This window comes from Horticoccus luteus, from assembly GCF_019464535.1.
Classification (GTDB): Bacteria; Verrucomicrobiota; Verrucomicrobiia; order Opitutales; family Opitutaceae; genus Horticoccus; species Horticoccus luteus.
The window spans coordinates 2,263,053-2,285,581 of the sequence record NZ_CP080507.1; the positions used below are offsets into that span (position 1 = coordinate 2,263,053).

16 protein-coding genes are annotated in these 22,529 nt (G+C 65.2%); 8 read left to right on the forward strand and 8 right to left on the reverse strand.

Features of this window, described 5'->3' with window-relative positions; genetic code table 11:
* Positions 1-79: 79 nt before the first annotated feature.
* Positions 80-811, reverse strand: coding sequence for a class I SAM-dependent methyltransferase (locus K0B96_RS09470; protein WP_220160662.1), 732 nt, complete (start codon positions 809-811; stop codon positions 80-82).
* A gap of 73 nt (positions 812-884) precedes the next feature.
* Between K0B96_RS09470 and K0B96_RS09475 the strand changes: the two genes are divergently transcribed.
* A complete protein-coding gene (locus K0B96_RS09475; protein WP_220160663.1) occupies positions 885-2,507 on the forward strand; it encodes a glycosyltransferase in 1,623 nt (540 codons plus the stop codon).
* Between the two features lie 176 nt (positions 2,508-2,683).
* On the opposite strand, the gene K0B96_RS09480 is transcribed toward K0B96_RS09475, so the two are convergent.
* Entirely contained in the window at positions 2,684-4,285 is a 1,602-nt protein-coding gene (locus K0B96_RS09480) for a glycosyltransferase family protein (protein WP_220160664.1), read from the reverse strand.
* A 93-nt stretch (positions 4,286-4,378) separates the two neighbouring features.
* On the opposite strand from K0B96_RS09480, the gene K0B96_RS09485 reads away from it, so the two are divergent.
* The 3 genes from K0B96_RS09485 to K0B96_RS09495 are packed head-to-tail and all read left to right on the forward strand — an operon-like array spanning position 4,379 to position 8,357.
* The gene (locus K0B96_RS09485) at positions 4,379-5,932 is read left to right on the forward strand and encodes a phospholipid carrier-dependent glycosyltransferase (protein WP_220160665.1); all 1,554 of its coding nucleotides are present in this window, start codon (positions 4,379-4,381) and stop codon (positions 5,930-5,932) included.
* Positions 5,933-5,934: 2 nt separating this feature from the next.
* Entirely contained in the window at positions 5,935-7,116 is a 1,182-nt protein-coding gene (locus K0B96_RS09490) for a glycosyltransferase (protein ID WP_220166492.1), read from the forward strand.
* Positions 7,117-7,160: 44 nt separating this feature from the next.
* A complete protein-coding gene (locus K0B96_RS09495) occupies positions 7,161-8,357 on the forward strand; it encodes an aminotransferase class I/II-fold pyridoxal phosphate-dependent enzyme (protein WP_220160666.1) in 1,197 nt (398 codons plus the stop codon).
* A 23-nt stretch (positions 8,358-8,380) separates the two neighbouring features.
* Here the strand turns inward: K0B96_RS09495 and K0B96_RS09500 are convergent, their stop codons facing one another.
* The gene (locus K0B96_RS09500) at positions 8,381-9,400 is read right to left on the reverse strand and encodes a glycosyltransferase (RefSeq protein ID WP_220160667.1); all 1,020 of its coding nucleotides are present in this window, start codon (positions 9,398-9,400) and stop codon (positions 8,381-8,383) included.
* 125 nt (positions 9,401-9,525) lie between these two features.
* On the opposite strand from K0B96_RS09500, the gene trpE reads away from it, so the two are divergent.
* Positions 9,526-11,019, forward strand: coding sequence for an anthranilate synthase component I (gene trpE, locus K0B96_RS09505; RefSeq protein WP_220160668.1), 1,494 nt, complete (start codon positions 9,526-9,528; stop codon positions 11,017-11,019).
* A 242-nt stretch (positions 11,020-11,261) separates the two neighbouring features.
* Positions 11,262-12,344 (forward strand): sigma-70 family RNA polymerase sigma factor, encoded by a 1,083-nt coding sequence (locus tag K0B96_RS09510; protein WP_220160669.1) that lies wholly within the window; start codon positions 11,262-11,264, stop codon positions 12,342-12,344.
* A 153-nt stretch (positions 12,345-12,497) separates the two neighbouring features.
* Here K0B96_RS09510 and K0B96_RS09515 read toward each other — a convergent pair whose 3' ends face one another.
* Both K0B96_RS09515 and K0B96_RS09520 read right to left on the reverse strand, forming a co-directional pair.
* Complete coding sequence (locus tag K0B96_RS09515; protein WP_220160670.1) at positions 12,498-14,969, reverse strand: DUF4838 domain-containing protein; 2,472 nt, start codon at positions 14,967-14,969, stop codon at positions 12,498-12,500.
* A complete protein-coding gene (locus K0B96_RS09520; protein ID WP_220160671.1) occupies positions 14,966-16,918 on the reverse strand; it encodes a phospho-sugar mutase in 1,953 nt (650 codons plus the stop codon). The genes K0B96_RS09515 and K0B96_RS09520 overlap by 4 nt, the downstream gene beginning before the upstream one ends.
* A 171-nt stretch (positions 16,919-17,089) precedes the next feature.
* Between K0B96_RS09520 and K0B96_RS09525 the strand changes: the two genes are divergently transcribed.
* Positions 17,090-19,654: a response regulator gene (locus K0B96_RS09525; protein WP_220160672.1), complete on the forward strand. Its 2,565-nt coding sequence runs from the start codon at positions 17,090-17,092 to the stop codon at positions 19,652-19,654.
* Between the two features lie 16 nt (positions 19,655-19,670).
* On the opposite strand, the gene K0B96_RS09530 is transcribed toward K0B96_RS09525, so the two are convergent.
* Together K0B96_RS09530 and K0B96_RS09535 are read right to left on the reverse strand one after the other, a co-directional pair.
* Entirely contained in the window at positions 19,671-21,113 is a 1,443-nt protein-coding gene (locus K0B96_RS09530; protein WP_220160673.1) for a UTP--glucose-1-phosphate uridylyltransferase, read from the reverse strand.
* Entirely contained in the window at positions 21,110-21,391 is a 282-nt protein-coding gene (locus K0B96_RS09535; RefSeq protein ID WP_255558603.1) for an FtsB family cell division protein, read from the reverse strand. Before K0B96_RS09535 ends, K0B96_RS09530 begins: the two co-directional genes overlap by 4 nt.
* Before the next feature lie 206 nt (positions 21,392-21,597).
* Between K0B96_RS09535 and K0B96_RS09540 the strand changes: the two genes are divergently transcribed.
* Positions 21,598-22,140, forward strand: coding sequence for a cupin domain-containing protein (locus K0B96_RS09540; protein WP_220160675.1), 543 nt, complete (start codon positions 21,598-21,600; stop codon positions 22,138-22,140).
* A 15-nt stretch (positions 22,141-22,155) separates the two neighbouring features.
* On the opposite strand, the gene K0B96_RS09545 is transcribed toward K0B96_RS09540, so the two are convergent.
* Entirely contained in the window at positions 22,156-22,449 is a 294-nt protein-coding gene (locus tag K0B96_RS09545) for a 4a-hydroxytetrahydrobiopterin dehydratase (RefSeq protein ID WP_220160676.1), read from the reverse strand.
* Positions 22,450-22,529: the final 80 nt, after the last annotated feature.

Here is a 22,529-nt window from a genome sequence, read left to right on the forward strand (position 1 = left end):
TTCCACTCCGCCCTCACTCCCTTAAGTAGTGCCGCCCCGCGAGACCGAAAGACGCACGAACTCACGAACTTTCCCCTGCTCACCCTCTTTTCCGGCCTACCGCGAAGATTGAACTTCCCCACGGAAACGCCCCGCCCGCTCGCAGCCACGCTCGCTCCAACGTCATTGCCCCGCGCAGCACCGCCTCGACCGGGGCTGGCATCAGCCGCACATCCGATCCAGCCGCCGGCGCCCGCCACAACTTCCGCCGCGCCACGATCAACGGCAACGTCAACGTGTTCCAGTGCGTCAGCCGTTCCACCCCAAAGCCCACGTCGACCAGCAGCCGTCGCATCCCTGCCCGCGTGTAGCGCCGGCGTCCCTCCACCGCCACGTCGTGATACGACCATAACCACGGATGCGCCGGCACGTTGATCACCGCGACACCACCCGGCCGCAGCACGCGGAAAAACTCCCGCACCGCCGCCGCGTCGTCGTCGAGATGATAGAGGACATCCGCCGACACCACGGCGTCGAATCGCGCATCCGCCAGCGGCAACGCCGTCAACGACGCCTCGATCACCTCCGCCCCCGGCGCGCGTTCCCGGGCGAGAGCCACCGCCACCGGCGAAATATCCACGCCCGTCCAGCGCCACGCCTTCTCGTCCGCCAGCCGCCGCATCAACCCGCCCGTGCCGCAACCCGCGTCGAGCAACGCGGCCTCGCGTCCCGCCCACGCTTTCAACGCCCCGCGCACGTGCGCGTGCAACGCACGGAAATACCACATCGCGTCCTCCACGGCGGCGAGCTTGCGGTGTTCCTCGGGACTCATTCCTCCGAGCGAAGCCGCGGCGTTAAGCTTTGCCAAGGGAAACACCGCCGCCCAGCGTTGCCCGCTCGCCGCCATGCCTGAGCGCCGCCCGCCACGCCTCGAACATTACACCGGAATTTTCTTCGACGAAATTCATCCCGGCTCCGCGTGGATGCGCGACACCGCCGTCTTGCGCCTCCCGCCCTTGCGCCAGTCGGTCGAACTCGTGCTGCGCGGCGAATTCATCACGCTGTCCAACGCCGGGGCGCTCCCGCGCGCCGAGGTGTTGCTCGGCCGCCGCCGCGTGGCGCGTCTCGCCCCAACGTCTCCCGGGCCGTTCGCCATCGCCCTCACCGCCTCCGCCGCGCAAGCCGCGCACGGCCTGCACCTCACGCTCAAACTCCGCGGCGTCGCACTCACCAACGCCGCCGCCTGGCTCGGACGCCTCTTCGCTGGCTGGCCCGGCGCGGGCCGGCTGCAACGGTTCCGCGCGCAAACCAAAAACCGTCAGTTGCGCGTGCTGCGACTCGAGACCGCCGCCGGCGAGCTGATCTACGATTTCGCCAACCGCACCGCGCCCATTTCCGCCGCCTTCAAGCGCCGCTACCTTCACCTCGGTCTCAACATTGCCGGGTTTTTCCGCGCCGACCTCGGCGTCGCAGAGAGCGCGCGCTGCATGGTCCGCGCCGCCGACGCCGCGAACCTCAACGTCGCGCTCATCGAACTCCGCCTCCCCTGCAAAAACCCCGCGACCGACGACACCTACACGCCCCGCCTCGCCACCGCCGCGCCCGAATCGGTCAACGTCATCCATCTCGACGCCCCCGTCTCCCGCGACGTCGATCACTATCATCCCGGTCTGCGCGCCGGCCGTTATAACATCGGCTATTGGGCGTGGGAGCTGCCCGATTTTCCCGACGTCTGGGTGCCGCACGCACGTTATTTCGACGAAATCTGGGCGCCCTCGCGCTTCGCCGCCGACGCCATCGCCGCCAAAGTCCCCGTGCCTGTCCTGCCGATGCCGCACGCGATCGGCTTCACGCGCCCGACCGCCGCGCCTCCCGAGTTGCGCGCCAAATTCGCCCTCCCGCGCGACGGATTTCTTTTCCTCTTTCTCTGCGATCTCAACTCCTACGCCGAACGCAAAAACCCCCGCGCCGTCCTCGAAGCCTTCCGCCGCAGCGGTCTCGCCGGCACTGGCGCCGCGCTCGTCATCAAGGTGCACAACGTCACCGGCAACGAAGCCGATCTCGCCGCCCTCGAAGCCGCCGCCCGCGATCTCCCCGGCACCACGCTCCTCGCGCGCACGCTGCCGCGCCACGAAATCTACGAACTCGAAGCCGCGTGCGACGCCTTCGTCTCGCTGCATCGCGCCGAAGGTTTCGGACTCGCGCTCGCCGAGTGCATGTTTCTCGAACGCCCGGTGATCGCCACCAACTGGTCCGCCACCACCGAATTTCTCAATGCCGCCAACGGCTGTCCCGTCGACTACCGCCTCGTGCCCGTGGCCCGCAGTCACGGGCCCTACACGCAAGGCCAGGCGTGGGCCGACCCCGACCTCGATCACGCCGCCGACTGGATGCGCCGCCTCGCCGGCGACCGCGCCCTCGCGCAACGCCTCGGCGCCGCCGCCCGCGCCACGATGGAAGAACACTTCTCGCCCGCCGTCATCGGCGAACGCTACCGCCGCCGTCTCGAAGCCATCGCCACGTGGTGATGCTCGCTCTGCGTAAGGGGGCTGGCCCTTTCGATTGACGCGGCGCCGGTGAACCGTGCGCTCCGCTCGCGGTGGATTGCCGGCAACGTTGCGCCCAAGCCGCGCGCGGAGTGCACGGCCCACCCGTCAGCCTATTACGCGAGCGTCCCTCATGTGCGCTTGCTCCCGCGCACGCCTCACTCACGCGCCACCGCGCTCACCGTCACGACCAGATCGCGCATGCAAAATCCCAGCAGCCGCGGATCGCCGGCGATCGTCTGCGGCGGCGCGTCGGTCTGAAACTCCAGGCGGTTCCACCCCGGCGCCAACGTCGTCGCCGCCTCCTCCGCGTGAACGCTTCGATCCGTCACCTCGCCCTGCCAGATCTGCGCCGCAGCGTGGATCAACCTCACGCGGCGCGGCGCGATCGTGGACATCCCAAAGCGCAATTGCGCGCGCACCGGTCGCGCCGCGGGGTTGAAAATCTCCAGCACCGCACCGCCGTCGCTCCAGCACCACGTGTGCCCGTTCGCCGCCTCCACGCCATACCATCCGCTCACGAAACGCACGCTCATCGTCCGGCCGCCGTTCTCCCGCAACGCCGCTGGGCCTTCCACAGTGTAGCCCGGTCCCGGGGGCGGCGCGAATGCCGCCGGCGCGCATACCAGCGTCAGGTTGCCCAGCATGAGCACGACGAGCCATTTTCGCCCGCGCGGCACGAGCACGTTAAACGCGAGCTGCATCGGCAGCAGCACGCGCGACGCTGCGCCGGGATAGCCTTCCCACACCGCGTCGCCCAAAAATATCATCAACACCGCAAACGTCAGCGCCACGCGCCACCACGCATCGCGCCACCGCGGCCGCAGCACGAAGAACAGAAACTGGGTGGTCAGCGCGACGAGGGTCAGCAGGCTCCACCACGTGCCGAGGTTGCGCGCCGATCCGAAAAACGCCGACAGCACCGTCGTCCACTTCGCCACGTAGCCGCTGAACGGTCCCGCGAAGTTGCGCGCGCCCAAGTCCGTCGCCGGCCCCACCACGCGCTCAATATAAACCAACCACAGCGCGAGCGGCAGCGCCACCAGCCCAGCCCGCACTCCAGCGACCCACCATCGTCGCCACGGGCGCGCTTCCGCGGGCGCCAGCGCGATTCCGCCCAGCAGATTCGTCTCCTTGCCCAGTCCCGCGAGCGCGAGCAAACCGGTCGCCAGCCACGGACGTTTCTTCTCCACGCACCACACCGCCAGCGCGATGAGCAGCAGACTCGGCCCGTCGATCAACGCATACCGCACACTCAGACAGATCCCGAACGAAAACAGCACGCCGAGCCAGCGCATCAGATTGCTCACGTTGACCGGCGGAAACCATCGCAGCAGCACCGCCGCGAGCGCGAACCAACACAGCGCGTTAAAGAGTGCGAAGGCCTGCAAAATCCACGCCGGCTGCCCCAGCCCCAGCAGATACGCCGTCCACGGCATCAAGATTCGCCGCCCGCGATACGGCAGGCTGTCCACTGCCTGCTTCAATGCCGGATCGCGCAACGACGGATGCACGGCGATCTGCGCGTAATACTGCGCGTCGTAACCATCCGAGTTTTGCGCCACGTAATAGTCCACGTTGCGCAGCGCCTCGATGCGCTCCTCCGCCTGTTTGCCGCCAAACGCGATCAGGTAGGTGAACCCTTTCCCGGGCACATAAAATGCCGCGAACGACCACGCGAAAAACACCAGCGCCACGAGATACGCCGCTCTCACCCCGCGCACGCGCGCTCCGTCGCCGCAAGCCCTGCGCCAGCTCATGCTCACGCGCGCCGCCCGCGTCCCGCGCCCGCCCGCGCCGATCGCCCGCCCTCCATCATGTGCCGGCGAATACGCGGGTTTTTGATTTGTGGCATGCGGAAGAAGAATGGCACGGTTACACCCGCGACAACGCAAAAGATGGACGCCCTCCGCCCGCCCGACTCTCCCGCCTGCCCTCCGCGCCTCTGGCCGCGCTCCCTCGTCGCGCTCGTCCTGCTCGTCGCGCTCGCCGCTTACGGCGCCTTCATGTTTCCGCGGCTCGGCGCCGTCGCGGGCGGCTCCGATTCCTCCGGCTATCTCAACAACGCCCGCCTGCTCGCGCAACGCCGGGTCACGGTCCCGGCCCGCCCCGTCGCGGGCGCGGAGCCACTCAGTGTCGGCGCGCGCGAGCCGCTTGGCTTTCATCCTTCCACCGACGACACCGCGCTCACCCCGACCTATCCCACGGGCTTTCCGCTGCTGATTCTCGCCGCAACGACGTTCACCACCTGGACCGCCGCGCCCAACGTTGTCGCCGGGGCGCATCTGCTCGCCGGACTTCTCCTCACATATCTGCTGGCGCGCGCCTGCGGCCTGCGCCGGCCGTGGGCCGCGCTCGCGTTTCTCCTGCTCGCGTCATCGCCGCTCTTTCCCTTTATCGGCTTGCAGGCGATGAGCGATGTGCCCGCGCTCGTCTGGATCGCCGCCGCGGTGCTCGCGGCCCTGCATGCGCGTCGCCACGCCGCGTGGGCCGTCGCCGCCGGGTTCGCGTTTGGGCTTGCCGTTCTCATCCGCCCGACGAACGCCCTCGCGCTCCTTCCGCTCGCGCTTGCCCTCGGCGGGTCGTGGCGCCGCTGGCTCGGCTTCGGCCTCGGCGGTGCCCCTGCCGCCGCGTTTTTCGCGGCTTACAACCACGCTGCCTACGGCTCGATGCTGGCCACGGGCTACGGCAATCCCGGCACCGATTTCTCGCGCCATTTCTTCATCGGCACACTCGGTCACTACGTCGTCTGGCTGCCGGTATTGCTTACTCCCGTCGTGCTCGCGGGTCTCGCGTTGCCCTTCATGCGGTCCCTCGCGCCCATCCCCGTGAGACGCGTGCTGCTCGCGTGGGTCGCGGTCTTTCTCGGCTTTTTCGCGTGTTACCGTTTCACTTCGGAAACGTGGTGGTATCTGCGTTTTCTCCTGCCGGCGTTTCCGGCCTTGATCATCGGCGCCTTGCTCGTGCTGCAAGCCATCACGCCGCGCGCGCGCTCGCTCCTCTGGCCCGCGTCGGTCTGGGCGCTGGCGGCCTGCGCCATCATCGCGATCGGGGCCGGCGGCATGCGTTCCCTCCGCGCGCTCAAATCCGGCCGCGACGAATCCAGCTACGTTGAGGTGAGCCGCTGGGCCCAATCTCACCTTCCCGCCGATGCCGTCATCGTCTGCATGCAAAACAGCGGCGCGCTTTTCTATTATACCGACTTTGCCCTCTTGCGGTGGGATTGGGTTAAGCCGGATGACTTCCGCCACATCGCCGCGGCCAACGCCGCCGCGCCGCACCCGATTTACGCGTTGTTGCAGGATTTCGAGGTGCCAACGGCGTTTCACCATCATCTCCCCGGCCGCTGGGAAGTCGTGGACCAGGTGCGCAACGTCACGATCTGGAAACTTCGCCCGTCCTCGTGACCATGCTCCTGCTCGATCTCACGCACACGAGCCACACCGGCGCGCGCACCGGCATTCAGCAGCTCACGCGCGCGTTGCATGCCCAACTCGCCGGTCGCGTCGAGCCCGTGACGCGCGATCCGTATCTCAACGTCTGGCGCCGGCTCGAATCATGGGAGCGCGCCAACCTCGACGACACGGCCGCAACGACCTCCCGCTCTGCCCGCTGGCCGCGTTGGATCAAGTGGCGCGGGCGTGTGCTCCACGCGAGCGGACTCGCCGCCCGCCGGAGCCTTCAAGGTCAGGCCGCCGGCCTCATCGTGCCGGAACTTTTTTCGCCGACCGTCGCGCGCAGTCTGCCCGCATTGTTTGCCCATGTGGCCGGCCCGCGCGTCGCCGTGTTTTACGACGCGATTCCGCTCAAACTTCCGGAGCTCACGCCGGCCGCAACCGTCGCGCGCTTCCCCGGTTACTTGCGCGAATTGCTCGCGTTCGACGGCATCGCAGCGATTTCCGAGGATTCGCGGGCGGCGCTCGTGGATTACTGGGAATGGCTCGGCGTCGCCTCGCCGCCTGTTGTCAGCGCCCTCCCGCTCGGCATCACTCCGCCCCTCCTCTCCGCCGAGTCCGCCGTCGCGCCCGAGGCCGTGCCCATTGTGTTGAGCGTGGGCAGCATCGAAGGACGAAAGAACCACGTCGCCCTCTTCGAGGCGTGCGAGCAACTCTGGGCGGCCGGTCGCCGTTTCGAGCTCCGCATCATCGGCCTCGCGCAGCGCCCGACCGGCACACGCGGACTGGAGCGGTTGCAGGCGCTCCAAGCGGCCGGGCGGCCCCTGCGCTACGATGGTGCCGCGAGCGATGCCACGGTCCGCTCCGCCTACGCTGGTTGCGCCTTCACCGTTTACCCGTCGCTGATGGAAGGTTTCGGCCTGCCCGTGCTCGAAAGTCTCGGTTACGGGAAACCGTGCATCTGTTCGGCGCGGGGAGCGCTCGGCGAGGCCGCGGCGGGAGGCGGATGTCTCACGCTTCCGCACGTCGATGCCTTCTCCCTCGCCGCCGCCATCGACGAATTGCTTTCCGCACCCGAACGGCGCGCTGCACTCACCGCCGAAGCCCGCCGCCGCCGCTTTCGCACCTGGTCCGAATACGCGCAGGCGTTGGTTGCCTTTACGCAGTCGGTTCCCGTGCGCCGCACCGGAAATTAGCCTTTCCCTCGCGGGCGGGTGGCCTAATTTCGGCCATTCCATCCATGGCGCTTCCGTTTTTCAGCCGCAGCAAGAACCCCGTTCTCGAACGCTGTCGCGACGATTACCTCACCAAGATGCGGTTGAAATACGCGCCGTATTATCACGCGTTGGGCGTGCCCCACGGCACGACGCTGCCCTACGAGGGCCACGACGTGATCATGCTTTCGAGCAATGATTATCTCGGCCTCTCGACGCACCCCAAAGTCATCGAAGCCGCGCGCAACGCGACCCTCGAGTGGGGCACCAGCACGACGGGCGCACGCTCGTCGAACGGTTCGCGCACGTTTCACCTCGAACTCGAAGAACGCCTCGCCGCCTTCCTCGAACGCGAGGCCTGCCACGTGCATTCCGCCGGCTACCTCTCGTGCCTCACCTGCCTCGCCACGTTTCCGCAGAAAGGTGACGTCGTTTTCGCCGACAAAAATCTGCACTCCTGCATGTGGGACGGCTTGCGCCTCTCCCACGCCACGGTCGAGCGGTTCTCGCACAACAATCCCGACGACCTGCGCGAAGTCGCCGCCGCCACGCACTCCCCGGCACCGAAGATCCTCGCCCTCGAGGGCGTCTATTCGATGGAAGGCCACACCTGTCGACTGCCTGAACTGCTCGCGATCGGCGAACCGCACGGCTGTTTCAGCATCGTGGACGACGCCCATGGCTTCGGCGTCCTCGGGCGGCAGGGCCGCGGCACGGTCGACCACTTCCAACTCAATGACCGCGTCGACATCATCTGCGGCAGCCTCTCCAAATCCCTCGCGAGCGTCGGCGGCTTCGTCGCGGGTTCGCGCGATTTGATCGAGTATCTGCGCTCCAATTCCAAGCAGACCATCTTCAGCGCCGCGATTCCCCCCGGCCAGGCCGCCGCCGCGCAAGCGGCCCTTGAGATCATGCAGACGGAGCCGTGGCACCACGAACGCCTGTGGGCCAACACCCGCCGCTACCGCGCGATGCTGCAAGACCTCAAACTTGACATCTGGGGCAGCGAAACTCCCGCGATTCCCATTGTCCTCGGCTCAAAGGAACGCGTCTACATCTTCTGGCGCGCTCTCCTCGAGAAAGGCGTTTTCACGGTCATGTCGATCGCCCCCGCTGTGCCCGCCGGCAAGGATCTCATTCGCACCGCGATCTCCGCGACCCACACCGACGAGCAAATGGATAAAATCCACGATGCGCTCGTCTACGCGTTGAAGAAACTCTGAGTCGCGCCAGGCGCACGCTCCGCTCAGCACCCGAGAGCCGCCCGCACCTGCCGGGCCGTGTCCGCCCACGTCGGTAGCGGACGCGTCGCGGCCGCGGCGCGCAATTGCCGACGCAACTCCGCCTGCCCGACGACCGCCCGGACGGCCTCCGCCCACGCGTCGACCTCGCCGCTGCGCACGTAGACGCACCCGCCGCCGCGTTCGTGTTCGCGCAACACCGGCAAATCGCTGCACACGCACGGCACGCCCTGCCACAACGCCTCCACCACCGGCAGGCCACACCCTTCGGCCTGGGTTGGAAAAACCGCCACGCTCGCACCCCGATAAAGCTTTCGCAGTGCCGCATCGTCCGGCGCTTCGTGCCAGACGACCGCGCGCCCGCGCCGCCGCGCCGCCTTGATCGCCGCCACTGTGGCGCGCCCGAAATGCGGATTCATCCGACCCGCCACGTGCAAACGGAAATCCAGGCCCTCCCGCCATACCCGTTCGCACGCCTCCAGCAGCAAGAGCTGATTCTTCCGCGGCTCAATAATGCCAACGCAAAGCAGACTCACCCTTTCCTCCGGTTCCGGCCCTGCCTGGCGCGGTTGTCCGTCAAAATCCGCGCCCAGCGTCAGCGCCGTGACCGCTGGTGCGTTCTCCCTCCCCAGCCAGCGCCAATAATGTTCGAGCTCGCCCCGGCTCGCCTCCGAATTCGCCAACACCCGACCAAACTGTCCCAGCATTTTCAGATAATGCGGATGACGCGCCACGCTCTGGGGCCACGTCACGTGCGGCAGTTTCATCGGAATGGCGTCGTGATAAAGCGCCGCCGTCCGGGCTCCTTGGGCGGCGAGAAATGCGTTCATCCCCACGCGCTCATCCGGTGCAAACAGCTCCGCCGTCAGAAACCAATCGCTTTCCCCCATCACACGCGGATCCCACTCGCCCCAACGCACCGGCGTGACCGCTGCCCCGAGCGCGATGCGCACGCGTTCGCTGGTGCGCATCAAACCGGAGCGCGGACCGCCCCGGCCGGCTTTGGTGACGTCGTAGAAAATCACGCCGCCATCGCCGCAAAATCCGCGCGCCAGCGCAAAACGTTATTCGCGCCGCCCCGTTCGCGCGCGTCATTTCATTCCCGCCTTGCGGCCCTGCGCCCGGGTTCGGCATAAGCCCAAGTTTCACGATGAACATCCATCCGACCAAGGAAGCCTTTCTCCATCTCGCCGAGGCCGGGAATGTCATCCCTGTTTACACCGACCTGATGGCGGACTTCGAAACGCCTGTCTCCGCCTACGCCAAGCTCCGCGAAGCCGGTCCCTCGTATTTGCTGGAATCCATCGAAGGCGGCGAACGCCTCTCGCGTTACAGCTTTATCGGTTGCCGGCCGCGCAAAATCTTCATCTGCGGCCCGGAGAAAACGGAAATCCGCGAGGCCGGTCGTCCCGCGCAGCATCTCGCGACGCCCGCTGATCCGCTGACCCTGCTGGAGCACGAGATGAGCACGTATCGGCCGGTGTCCCTTCCCGGCATGCCCCGGTTCACCGGCGGCGCCGTTGGCTTCGTCAGCTACGAATACGCCACGCGCATCGAGCCCACCGTGCCCGCCGCCCCGGTGGATGAGCTGAAAACGCCTCTCCTCTATTTCATCCTCTCCGACTCGCTGCTCATTTTCGACCGCGCGAAACAGACCCTCCGCCTCTGCGTCAACGCCCACGTCTCCGACCGCGCCGACGCAGCCGCCGCCTACGACCGCGCCATCGCCGAGCTGCACCACCTTTACGCGTTGCTGAAACAGCCGCGCGGCCTCTCGCCCGCCCCGCTCGTCGATCCCGGCCGCCCGGACGTGCCGCCCGGCAATTTCACGCCTCAAGGCTTCGAACGCGCCGTCACCGCGTGTCAGGAATTCATCCGCGCGGGCGACATCATTCAAGCGGTGCCCTCCCAGCGCTTCGTGCGGCCGTTTGCCCGCTCCGCCCTCGATCTCTACCGGGCGCTGCGCACGGTCAACCCGTCGCCCTACATGTTTATCTTGGATGCGGGCGACTTCGCCATCGTCGGCGCTTCGCCGGAAGTGCATGTGCGCCTCACGGACGGACTGGTGGAGATTCGCCCGATCGCGGGCACCCGGCCCCGCGGCGCGACCGTCGAACAGGATGCGATCTACGAACAAGAACTCCTCGCCGACGAAAAGGAACGCGCCGAACACCTCATGCTCGTTGATCTCGCGCGCAACGACATCGGCCGCGTCTGCCAGTTTGGCACGATCCGCGTGCCCGAATTCATGGTCGTCGAACGCTACTCGCACGTGATGCACATCGTTTCGCAGGTCGAAGGCAGCATCGACCCGGCGCGCAATGCCTTCGATCTGCTCCGCGCCACTTTCCCCGCCGGCACCGTCACCGGTGCGCCCAAAGTCCGGGCCATGCAGATCATCGCCGCCCAGGAACCCTCTCAACGCGGTTTCTACGCCGGCGCCCTCGGCAATATCGGTTACGACGGCAATATGGACACGTGCATCACCCTGCGCACAGCGCTCCTCAAGGACGGTCACATCTATATTCAAGCCGGCGCCGGCGTCGTGGCCGATTCAGTTCCCGCGTCCGAATATCAGGAGACGATCAACAAGGCGGGCGCCCTCCTCAAAGCCGTCGCGCTTGCGGAGCAGTTCGCGTCCTAAGCGTAGTCTCCCGCATCCGCTCCGCCGGCGCCGCACGGTGCGCCAAGGTGACGTTCCTCCGTTCACGCGAATGGCGCGTTGTGCGTCAGCTTGACGCACGGCAATCCGGGATTTTCCCGGGCTGAGAGGAGAGAAAGTGAGGAAGGATTGGAACGTTTATAGCTCATACGTTGTGAAAACAACCTGCGGAACACGTCCTCCCGTGTCCGTGACCAATCCCAACGCCTTCACCGGTATCCATCATGGCTCTTAAATCAAAATACAAACGCACCTTTTCCGAGCCTGACGAGTCCAACGAGCTCGTCCCGCCTGCCGCTCCCACCGGCAATGCCGCTCCGTCGTTTCTCGAACGCAACGAGCCGGCCCCTGCGGCCGAATCGGCTCCCCTTGAGCGCAGCAATCTTCAGCTCTACCTCCAGGAAATCGGCAAGACCGCCCTCCTGACCATTCAGGAGGAGATCGTCCTGGCCAAACGCATCCGACGCGGCGACAAGGCCGCGCGCGATCACATGATTTCCGCGAACCTTCGCCTCGTCGTGAAAATCGCGATGGACTACAAGGATTTTGGCCTGCCGCTTCTCGACCTGATCAGCGAAGGTAACATCGGCCTCGTGAAGGCCGTGGAACGCTTCGATCCGCGCAAGGGCGGCAAACTCTCCACTTACGCCGCGTGGTGGATCAAACAGTCCATCAAACGCGCCCTCGCCAACCAGTCGAAGACGATTCGCCTGCCCGTGCACTTGGTGGACAAAATCTCCAAGATGCGCCGCACCGCCATGGCGTTGACCGAGCAACTCGGCCGCGAACCCACCGATGAGGAAATCGCGATCGAGATGCAGATCCCGACCAGCAAGGTCGCGCATCTCAAATCGGTCAGCGTGCGTCCCGCCTCGCTCGACGCGCCCGTCGGCGACGAGTCGGACTCCGCAACGTTCGGCGAAATCGTCGGCGACGAAAACGCGACCAGTCCGTTCGAGAATCTCCGCGAGAAAAACCTCAACGAAGATCTCCGCGAGATGGTCGACTCCCTCGACAAGCGTGAAGCCGAGATCATCCGTTTGCGCTTCGGCCTCGACGGCAAGGACGAGCTGACGCTGGAGGAAGTCGGCAAGCGCTTCAACGTCACCCGCGAACGCATCCGCCAGCTCGAATACCTCGCGCTTACGAAAATGCGGAAAGCGATGACGAAGAACGAAACCATCCGCAGCGTCGATGAGATCGAGGAAGACGAACGCCTGCGCCAGCGCATGGCGATCATCCGCGAATTCGTCGAAAGCAAGAGCCGTCCCGCGGGCGCCGCGCGCGCTCGTGCGGGCCGCAACTAAGCTCGCGCATTCCCTTCACCAAACCAAAGCCGGCGGCCCTCCGCCGGCTTTTTTGCGCCCGCGGGACATCGCCTGCGGGTGAATACGTTCTCTGGCGCGGACTTCTCCCACCGTGCCGATCCGGGAACGCGCGTGCCGCCCCGCGGCCAACATTTACGGTCCCACCCGCAACGACGGTCGCGACCACTCGGCGTAATCGTCGTTCACCTGCCGCAGCATGGTGATCACGATTCTCACATAAGCCGCTTCCTCCGGCGCGCGGGCGATCGCACGCAAGCGCACGGAATCCCGCGTTTCCCCCACCGGCAACCGATCCGTCGTCGTTTTCGGCAACACGTTTCCGTCGGCATCGAGAAATACCACGCCCACGGACGTTTCATTCCCCGCACTGACCTTCGCCCGCACGCTGACCGACGCATCGCAGAGCTCTCCGGCCTTCACCATCACCGTCTGGCCCACATAGTCCTGCGCGCAGCCGCTGAAGCGCAGCGTTTTTCCGCCTTCGACTGTGCGAATGCCTTTCACTCGTCGCCCCAGCACTGCCTCCTTATCCGCAAACCACGCCGCGCCCGGCGGCGTCCAGCGGCATGCATAAAGAGGCGACGATTCCTGGACGATGAGATCCTTCCACTGAGGATCGCGCAACCGCTCCGCTCCTGCGCTCAATTCCTCCGCGCCGTGAAGTCCCAAGGTTTCGCTGACCTCACGCTCGAACCGAGCCACGCTTGCGTCCGCTTTGGCCAGCTCCGCCCATCGCGCGGCCAGTCGCGCCGTCGGGTCATAGCGCATGAGCTTCGAAATCTTCTCCAGGCGCACCGCCAACGGCGTGTCCGTGCGCACCCGCACATGCTCCGCCAAAAACGCCGCGCGGCCCGTGTGAAACGTTCGCCACGCCTCCATCAAAACCGCCGGCGTCATCGTGGGATCCTCGAGCTGGAGCGACAAGGCATCGCGCGCTTCGCAAAAATCGGCAAACGCTTCCGTGAGCCGAAAGCCGGCGTCCACAAAATCCAGCCGATCGCGCAACATCGCATCCTTCGCCGTCGCCCGTCGCGCCTCCTCCAGACACGCCCGCATCTGCGCGCGCCGCTCCCGCCCAAACAACAACGCCTGCTGTTCATCCGCGTAGAACTTTATCCAATAACCCGGGCGCGGCTGCGTCTGCCAAGCCTCCTCGGCCAGACCGTAGAAACGTCGCATGGGCGCGGCGGCGCGTCCCCAGAATTCCCGGTAATACGTCGCCAGCAACTGGTCCGCATTGCGTTCCGGATCCCACAGCAACTTCGCCGTCAGCCACATTTTCGGCCCATCCAGCGCCCAGTTGGGATTTGCTTCGGCAAAGAAAACCCGCACACCCGCCCGGTGCTCGAACGGAATCGACGCCCGCACGGCGTAGAGCGTCGGACGCGGCACCAGAAACGGCGCGCCATAAAAGTAATCATAAACGCCCACGAGCTTTGCGCCCGAAGCGCACCAGCGCTGAATCAGCGCTTGATCCTCCCGCGCAAAAGCCGGGTCAAACCACTGGCTGCGATCCGCCGTGAGGATCGGCACCAGGTTCGGTTCGACGGCAAATGTCGGCGTGTTTTCCGTCCAAAAATACGCATACGCCGGGATGAATCGGTCCGGGAAATCCTGCGCGACTTTCTTGGCCACCGCATTCGTGAATCCGAAGACCATGTCGGAAAAATCCGGCCGCCGACGAAAATATTTCAATGGCAGCACCAGCGCCTGCGTCTCCGCCGATTGGTCGAAATAGATGCTGTCGTTTTCGCACAGTGAATACCACCGCCTTGCCGGATCCGCGGCAAACGCGTCGCCGATCACGCGCGCCGCAATGTCCGCCGCGTGCGGATTGGCGATGTTGGGCTGCCATTCGTAACTCTCTCCGTTCGGGAAATAGCGCTGCCCGCGAAGGACTGGCGCGAGCTCCGGATTTGCCTGCACCACGTCAGGCGAAAAAACGCGATCAAAGCTGTGGCCATGTCCGATGCGCTGCTCAAACGCGTTCGCGCGATACCAAGCGCGTTCCTCCGGTGTCCTGATGCCTGATAATGATCGCGACAAAAACGCCGGCCGCGCGCTCACGCGGCCTGCTCTCAGCACCAACGAATCCCGGCGCGGGATCACTTCTCCGCGCGCTCCCGGCACAAACCATTCAGCGTTGAGCGTTTGCTCCAAAAACCACGCCGCCGCGACCATGATCGAGGCTCGCGCCTCACTCGTGATAATCACCGCGCCTGGCTCCACCCGATAAGCCACGCCGGTATCGAAGGGCGCTGCGTTCGGCACCAGCCACTCCTTTGCCCCGCGGCGCGTGGCTCCGACGAAAATTGCTCGCGCGCCGTTTTCCGCTGCGTCTTCGAGCACGATCGGAAACGCCGCCGGCACCGTGCCGGCCGCCTTGGCCAATCCATCCGCGAGCATGCGCGCCGCCTCCCACTCCTCGTCGCGGGCGTCGGCTGGCACCACCAGTTCGCACCCCGGCCATTCTGGCGAAAACACCACGGCGGCATGCGCCAACCGCACCACGCGCTCGCGGTGCGTCCAGATGGCGACGACCGCCAGCAACGCGCCGGCCAGCAGCAGGAGCCAAGCCGCACTGGCGCGGCGGGCAGCAGTCAACGTTCCGCCCGCTGCCGGGCGTCCGCTTCGATGTGCTTCATGATTTCATCCAGCGCCGCCTGCGCCCGCTGCTTCACCGCGGGCAGCTCGGACGCTCCGCCGACTTTGGCCTGCGCGAACACATAGAACTTCATCTTCGGCTCCGTGCCGCTGCCGCGCGCCGCAAAGCAGGTGCCGTCGCCCAGCGTCACGAAATACAGATCCTGTTTCGGCACTTCCTCGCCATCCGCATCGAGAATGCGCTCGCGGCCGAAGTCGTCGAACTTCACCACCGCCACGTCGCCAAACGCCGTCGGCGGGGCGGCGCGATAGGTTTCCAAAATGCGTTTGATTTTAGCCGCCCCCGTCGCGCCTTCGTAATAAAGGTTGATCGTGCCTTCGAGGAAGAAGCCGTATTTCAGGTAAATCTCATCGAGATATTCCGTGACGGTGAGGCCGCGCTTTTTCACCCACGCGCACAGCTCTGCAAACATCACGCAGGCCGCGTTCCCATCCTTGTCGCGCAAATAATCGTTGGGCAGGTAGCCGTAACTTTCTTCGGTGCCGAAGGCGTAAAACGTGGCGTGCTCCTGCAGTAGCCGCGCGCGCTCCCGAAACGGCGTCGCATCGTAATCGAACCCCGGTCCCATCGCCGCGCGCAACTGCTCTTCATAACCGCGCATCTTCGCCGCGATCCACTTGAAACCCGTCAACGTGTTCACGACTTTCACGCCGTGACCGCGACCGATCGCATCTTGGAGTTGGGTCGTCACAAAGGTCTTGATGATCGCGACGCGCGACGAGCCTTCCGCGGGGATCCAGCCCAGCTCCTTGTAGCGCGCGAGCCGGTATTCCGCGAGGAGTGAGCCGATCTGGTTGCCCGTTAAAAGCTGCAGTTTCCCCTCGCGCGTGCGCACCGCGCAGGCCATGCGGTCCGCGTCCGGATCCGTCGCCAACACAACATCGGCGCCGGTCTTCTCCGCCAGCTCGACGGCCAGTTTGAGCGCCGCGGCGTTCTCCGGGTTAGGCGACTTCACCGTCGGGAAACGTCCGTCAAACGCCACCTGCGACGGCACCTCTTCCACCCGCGCGCCCGCGTGCAGGAGCAGCGGCACCGAGTGAATGCCGCCCGTGCCATGGATGTTCGTGAAGACAATTCGCAGTTTTTCCCCGCCGCGGAACACCTCCGGGTCGATCACCGCTTTCGCCGCGACGGCGAGATACGCATCGTCCGCCGCGCGCCCCAGTGTCGTCACGCCTTGCAAATCGATCGCGAGAAACGCCGCCAGTTCGGCGAGCGGCACGGCGTTGACTTCGGTCACGATGCCTTTGTCGTGCGGCGCGATCACTTGCGCGCCATCCTCGAAATACGCTTTGAAGCCATTGTCGTGCGGGGGGTTGTGGCTCGCCGTGATGACCACGCCCGTGTGCGTCTTCAGCGCCCGCACCGCGAAGCTCAACTGCGGCGTGGGCCGCGGCCCGTCGAAGATGAACGCCTCGCCGCCGAGCCGCGTCCACGTCGACGCCGCGAGCTCGCAGAAATGCCGCGAAAAATGCCGCACATCGTGCGCGATCACCAGCCGCGGCGTCTCCTGCCGGCCCGCGCCGGCGAGAAACTTGACCGTATAACGATGCAAACCGACCACGGCGCGGATCAGCGTGAAATCGTTGAGCATATTGCTGCCCACCGCGGCGTGCTCCGGCGTGCCCGCAGCATTCACCTGGCCCGTTTCGGCCGCCGCCTGCACCACGCCGATCGTCCGCCCGCGCATGCCGCCGGTGCCGAATTCGAGATAACGATAGAAGCGGTCGTTCAACTCGCTCCATGCCTCCTTCGCGACCAGTTCTTCAACGCTCGCGCGCACCCACGCCGGCAATTGCGCCTCGCTCCACGCAATCAAGTTATCCTCGGCAGACGGCATCAAGCGGCCCGCCTGCACGGCATCGGCGATTTTTTGGCGAAGTGACATGCGCTGAAGATAGATAAACCGCGACTGCCCGGAAAGCGCGGAGTTACGGCACCCGCCACATTTCGCGCGCCTACTCCGGCGACTGCAGGCTTGCAGTCCGGATTCGACATTCGCTTTTTGGCGGAGGAAATCACCCGCCGGCCACCTTTTCGCCCCCCGCATATATTCCGCATGGCCATTTTCCGCCTCCCTTCCCAACCTGCCGCTTCGATGATTTTTCGGCAGCTGGCTTTGTGGCTCACAGGACTGGCTCTGGTCGCGACGTCCTGGGGACGCGAGTCGCTCCCCGTCATCCGCTTTGGCGTCCCGCGCGATGCCGCGCCCTTGTGTTTCATCGATGAGAACGGCCAGCCCAAAGGTTTCACCCCTGATCTCTTGGCCGCGGTCGCCAAAGCGGGCGGCTTCAAGGCCGAGTATGAGGTCAACTGGTGGAGCACGAACATCGTTTCATTCCAAGCCGGGAAAGTCGACGCGCTCACCACCATCAGCAGCACGGATCCAGATCTGGAGAACCATGCCTATTCCATCATCACGGCCACCATTCGCGGCGTGACGTATTCGCGCCCGGACCGGCCGCCCTTGCTCCGGACTTCGGATTTCAAGGGTAAAACCCTCGGAGCGATGCTCGGCACCACGGCCCTCGCTCATGCGCTGCAACACCCCGAATGGGGCGCCACGATCGTCCAATACAAGTCGCCGGACGACATCCTCCGCGACACGGCCGAAGGCAAGTGCGATGCGGCCCTTTTCACGAGCGTCCTTTCCCTCCGCGTCGGCAACACCCACGGACTGCGCAAGGTGTTCGTCGAAGATCTGGTCCACAACTACCACGTGGTTTTTCACAAGCGCGACGCCGCCCTCCTCGCGCGCTTCAATGAAGGCCTCGCGACGATTTTGCACAACGGCACTTACGACCACATCTTCGCGAAGTGGATCGGGCCGGTGGAGCCGCGACCCATCCGGCTGGCCGATCTGCGTCCTTACGCCGTTCCGCTCATCAGTTTGATCGTCGTGGTGGCCGTGATTTTTTTGTGGCAACGCCGGACGCTCCGGCACATCGCCCGGCACGCCGAGGCGTTGCGCCTGAGTCGGGTCGAACTGGAAGACGCCAACGGGAAACTCGAAGCTGCGATCGCACGCGCGGAGACCATGGCCGCCCAAGCGGAACTAGCCAGCCAGGCCAAAGGCAGTTTTCTGGCCATGATGAGCCACGAAATCCGCACCCCCATGAACGGCGTGATTGGCATGGTGGGCCTTCTGCTCGATACGCCGCTTACGCCCGAACAGCGGTTCTTCGTTTCCACCGCCCGCCACAGCGCCGAGTCCCTCCTCGCGATCATCAACGACATCCTTGATTTCTCGAAAATCGAGGCCGGCCAGTTGCAGTTCGATGCCCAGCCCTTCGACCTTCGCGAAGTGGCCGAAGGCGCGCTGGCAACGATGGCCGAATCCGCGCAGGCCAAGAATCTCGAACTGCTCCACACCATCGACGCCAACGTGCCCGCCGGCCTGGTCGGCGATGCCGGACGGCTCAATCAAATCCTCATCAACCTCGTCGGCAACGCGGTGAAGTTCACCTCGCACGGCGAAATCACCCTCGAAATCACCCAAGTCGAATCGCATGACGGCCGCGCGCGTCTGCGTTTCGCGGTGCGCGACACCGGCATCGGCCTGCTGCCCGAGGAACGCGCCCGGCTCTTTCAACCCTTCACGCAAGCCTCCTCCGGCACCACGCGGAAATACGGCGGCACCGGGTTGGGCCTCGCGATTTGCAAGCAACTCGTCGAGCGAATGAACGGCCAGATCGGAGTCGAAAGCGCCCCCGATCAAGGCTCCACGTTCTGGTTTCTCATCGATCTGCCCGTCGCCGATCCCACGGCCCCCGCGCTGGACAAATTCCACGGCCAACGCACGCTGGTCGTGTCCGCCAACGCCGCCGCCCGCGCCCATTTTCGCGCGCAACTGGAATCCTGGGGGCTCGACGTGACGGACGCGCCCGACGGCGAACGCGGCCTCGAGACCTTGCGCGAAGCCGCCACCGCCGCGCATTCCTTCGCCCTCGTGATCACCGACCTCGATCTTCCCGCGATGTCCGGAGCAGACCTCGCCGCCGCCATCCACCGGGAGCCCGAGCTTCATCAACCCGGCGTCGTCCTGCTCACGCCCGTCGCCCGCAGCTTCAAACGGACAGAACTGGAAAACACCGGCATCCACCACGCGCTCACGAAACCGGTGCGCACCCTCGGCCTGCACAACACGCTGAGTGCGCTGCTGCAGACCGGCGTCGCGCCGCCAGAACGCGAATTGGCCCCCTCGGCTCCCGTCGCCGATTTCAGCTCGATGCGTTTCCTGATCGCCGAGGACAATGCCGTTAATCGCAACGTCGTGCAGATGCAGCTGCGTCGGCACGGGTGCGACTGCGTGCTCGTCGACGACGGTTTTGCCGCCGTCAACGCCGTGCAAGAAGGACACTTCGACGGCATCCTCATGGACTGTGAAATGCCCGGCATGGATGGCTTTGAAGCCACGCGGAAAATCCGGGAACTGGAAGCCGCCCGCCGGAGCCGCGGCGAATTGGTCAAGGCGATTCCCATCATCGCGCTCACCGCGAAAGCCATGAGCGGCGACCGCGAAGCCTGCCTCGCCGCCGGAATGAACGACTACCTCAGCAAGCCGCTGCGCGCGACCGAACTCATCGCCGCGCTCACCCGCGTGCGACTCTCGTTAGGTCGCTGACCCCGTTGCTCGCGCCCTACTCGGCCGGCCCGAGGTAAAGCCCGTCGACCACCGCCGGCCGCGGCGACAGCTTCGACCACGCGGCGACAAACGCCTGCTCATCGTCGGCGAACAGCGGGGAGATCTCGAAAACCACCTTCGGCAGCCCCGACTCGTCAGTCGCCACCGGCGTGCCCGCGGCTTTGAGCCAGCGCGCCCATTGCCGCAACTGATCGTTGCGACAAGACTCCGGCGAATCGACGCCCTCGGCGTTTTTCACTGGCGAAAAATCGTCCGCCCGGCGCGTCTCGATCACGAGCGGATCGCGCGCAAACGGCAGCGCATCGAAGACGAACAATTCGAACTTCACGCCGTTGGGCTTTTCCGGTTTCACCGGTTGCCCCGCCGCATCGATCGTGGCGATTTTTTTATTCGCCCGGTGAAAAGGGAGCTCTCCATCACTCCCACTCGCCGGACGCGCCATGCGCCGGGCAAACTCGCGGTCGATCACGTGGATCGCGATGCTCCCCGCTACAAACCGCAACTGGCCGGTCGCCGGATCGGTCTCGCGTTGCAGGCTCATCGGCAGATCCGAGTATTCGATCACCACGAGCCGGCCATCCTGCACGCAGAAATGGCCCAATTTCTCCTCGGGATACGCTTTCGGCACCATCTTGCTCGACATCTCCGAGCCGCGCTGCCGGTGCCAGCCGATGAACGTCGGATCGATGCAGTGCACGAGCGGATTATCGACCTGGAAATAACTCAGCGTGTCGATGCCCTCGCTCGCCATCACGTCGAGCGCACCGCTCCGTTCGAGCGCGCGCATCGAACCGCCATGGCCATCGGGCGACATCGCAATCGTCGATTTGCCTTCGAGCAAAATCTTCCCGTCGAGGTCCACGGCCGGCATCCGGCCCTGCCGGAAAAAATGCACGCGGGCCGCGTCGAGTCCGAAGTGACGATGCTCCGTGAAAAACGCCTCCGTCGCCGCGTGGTTCTGGTGACTCGTCATGATGAACCAGTGCAACGGCCGGCCATACCGCTCCCCGGCCGCGCGCAACTTCTCGGCGAAAACCTGAAACAGCGGCTTTTGCTTCACCGGCGTCACCGGGAACGTGCCCTTGGGTCCATCGTATCCCAGCCGCGTGCCTTGCCCGCCCGCGACCGTAAACGCCGCCACCCGACCGGCGCGCAACGCCGCCTCACCCTCACGCCGCGCCGCGGCCCACGCCACAGGATCGCCCCCGTGTTCCGGCAGCGCTTCGTAAGGCGCCGGCGCGAGGTGCTCCAGCGAGACCACCGGCGCCGCACCGTCCGTCCGCACCAGCGTGCGGTTCAACCGCTCGACTTCCGCCAGATCGATCTCCGCTGCTTCCGCCAGCAGCTTTTGCTGTGCGTCGGGCCCGAGTTCGGGGAAAAATGCAAACACGTGCCCCTGCCCCGCTCGGGTAAAGGCGTCGATGATGGATTGGCTCATGGCGGAAAACGGAAGATGTATTCGTCGGGCTTCGCGTAGCCGAGCTGCTGGCGGATGACTTTCTCCACGTAAGCCGGATCGGTGCGCAGTCGCTCCAATACTTTTTCCTGCTCCGCGAGCCTTTGTTCCAAATCCTGCAACCGCCGCTGACTCTCCACTTGCTGCTGACGCAACCGGTCATACTCCGCGCGGGTCTGCCAGAAAAACACGCCCGCCGCCGCCGCCAGCGCAAAAAAAGCGCCCAGATAAACGGTAAAAATGAAGCGACGAAGGTTCACGACTGGCCGGCAGATAAACGGTCGCAGATTTGCGCAAGCAATTCTTTTTGGACCCCGCCCGCGAGCCGCAGCGTGACGACGCTCACTCGCTCTGCGCATTTTTTTGCGCGCCCCAATAATCAAAACTGTATCTGCTTCCCCGGCCGCTCGCGCACCCCGACCGGGCGCATGCGTGCCGCTTAGCCCCAACCTCCTTCCCGTCCTCCATGATCACCCGTCACGAGCTCACGCAACGTCAGACCGAAGCCCTCGCCTATTTTCAACGCGCCGGCGCCTTCATCACTCCCGCCGAGCAGCTCCGCATCGAAATCGCGGACTTTGGCCTCAGCGACTTCGCCCACTCCGGCCTCGGTCTGCTCGTTTACGTCAATACGGCGCGCTGTTGCGCGAAAGACCTCATTCTCTGGCCCCGGCAAACGTGTCCCGAACACAAACACCCCTCCCTCGGAGGCACGCCGGGCAAAGAGGAAACGTTTCGCTGCCGCTGGGGCAAAGTTTACCTCTACGTCGAAGGGCCGCCCGCACCGCAGCCGTCATGTCGGCCTCCTCCTGATCGTGCGGCCACTTACACCGTTTGGCACGAAATCGCACTCTCGCCCGGCGAACAATACACGATCCAGCCCGATACCCTGCACTGGTTCCAAGCCGGTGAGCTGGGCGCAGTGGTCTCCGAATTCTCGACGCACAGCGCAGACGAGCACGACATTTTCACCGATCCCGCCATCGGTCGCGCCACCAAAATCGCCTGACCGCACGCGCCGCGCTTACTTCTCCCAGTTGATTTTCTCCATCGTCCGCGCCAACGCGACATCCTTTGCGGTCACCTTGTCGCCCGCATCGTGGGTGTTGAGGCGAATGGTCAACCGATTGTAAACGTTGGTCCATTCCGGGTGGTGATTCATGGCCTCCGCCTCGAATCCCGCGCGCACCATGAATGACATCGCCGCCCGAAAACTGCCAAACGTGATCGTCTTCGTCAGGGCATCGCCCTCGATTTTCCAACCAGGCAAGTCTTTCAATGCCGTTTGCACGTCCGCTGAGCTCAAGGGTGTGTTCATGTGGTCACGTTCGCCACGGCGAGTCTCCCGTCAAATGCCACGCTCCGTCTGCGCGCCGCTTCGCGCCTTGTCAAAGCCCG

Excerpts from the sequence above, each read along its gene's own strand:
- K0B96_RS09485 (WP_220160665.1), top strand. The coding sequence starts at position 4,379 with ATGCGGAAGAAGAATGGCACGGTTACACCCGCGACAACGCAAAAGATG.
- K0B96_RS09470 (WP_220160662.1), bottom strand. The coding sequence starts at position 811 with ATGAGTCCCGAGGAACACCGCAAGCTCGCCGCCGTGGAGGACGCGATG.
- K0B96_RS09490 (WP_220166492.1), top strand. The coding sequence starts at position 5,935 with ATGCTCCTGCTCGATCTCACGCACACGAGCCACACCGGCGCGCGCACC.
- K0B96_RS09545 (WP_220160676.1), bottom strand. The coding sequence starts at position 22,449 with ATGAACACACCCTTGAGCTCAGCGGACGTGCAAACGGCATTGAAAGAC.
- K0B96_RS09520 (WP_220160671.1), bottom strand. The coding sequence starts at position 16,918 with ATGTCACTTCGCCAAAAAATCGCCGATGCCGTGCAGGCGGGCCGCTTG.
- K0B96_RS09480 (WP_220160664.1), bottom strand. The coding sequence starts at position 4,285 with ATGAGCTGGCGCAGGGCTTGCGGCGACGGAGCGCGCGTGCGCGGGGTG.
- K0B96_RS09525 (WP_220160672.1), top strand. The coding sequence starts at position 17,090 with ATGGCCATTTTCCGCCTCCCTTCCCAACCTGCCGCTTCGATGATTTTT.
- K0B96_RS09540 (WP_220160675.1), top strand. The coding sequence starts at position 21,598 with ATGATCACCCGTCACGAGCTCACGCAACGTCAGACCGAAGCCCTCGCC.
- K0B96_RS09495 (WP_220160666.1), top strand. The coding sequence starts at position 7,161 with ATGGCGCTTCCGTTTTTCAGCCGCAGCAAGAACCCCGTTCTCGAACGC.
- K0B96_RS09510 (WP_220160669.1), top strand. The coding sequence starts at position 11,262 with ATGGCTCTTAAATCAAAATACAAACGCACCTTTTCCGAGCCTGACGAG.
- trpE (WP_220160668.1), top strand. The coding sequence starts at position 9,526 with ATGAACATCCATCCGACCAAGGAAGCCTTTCTCCATCTCGCCGAGGCC.
- K0B96_RS09475 (WP_220160663.1), top strand. The coding sequence starts at position 885 with ATGCCTGAGCGCCGCCCGCCACGCCTCGAACATTACACCGGAATTTTC.
- K0B96_RS09530 (WP_220160673.1), bottom strand. The coding sequence starts at position 21,113 with ATGAGCCAATCCATCATCGACGCCTTTACCCGAGCGGGGCAGGGGCAC.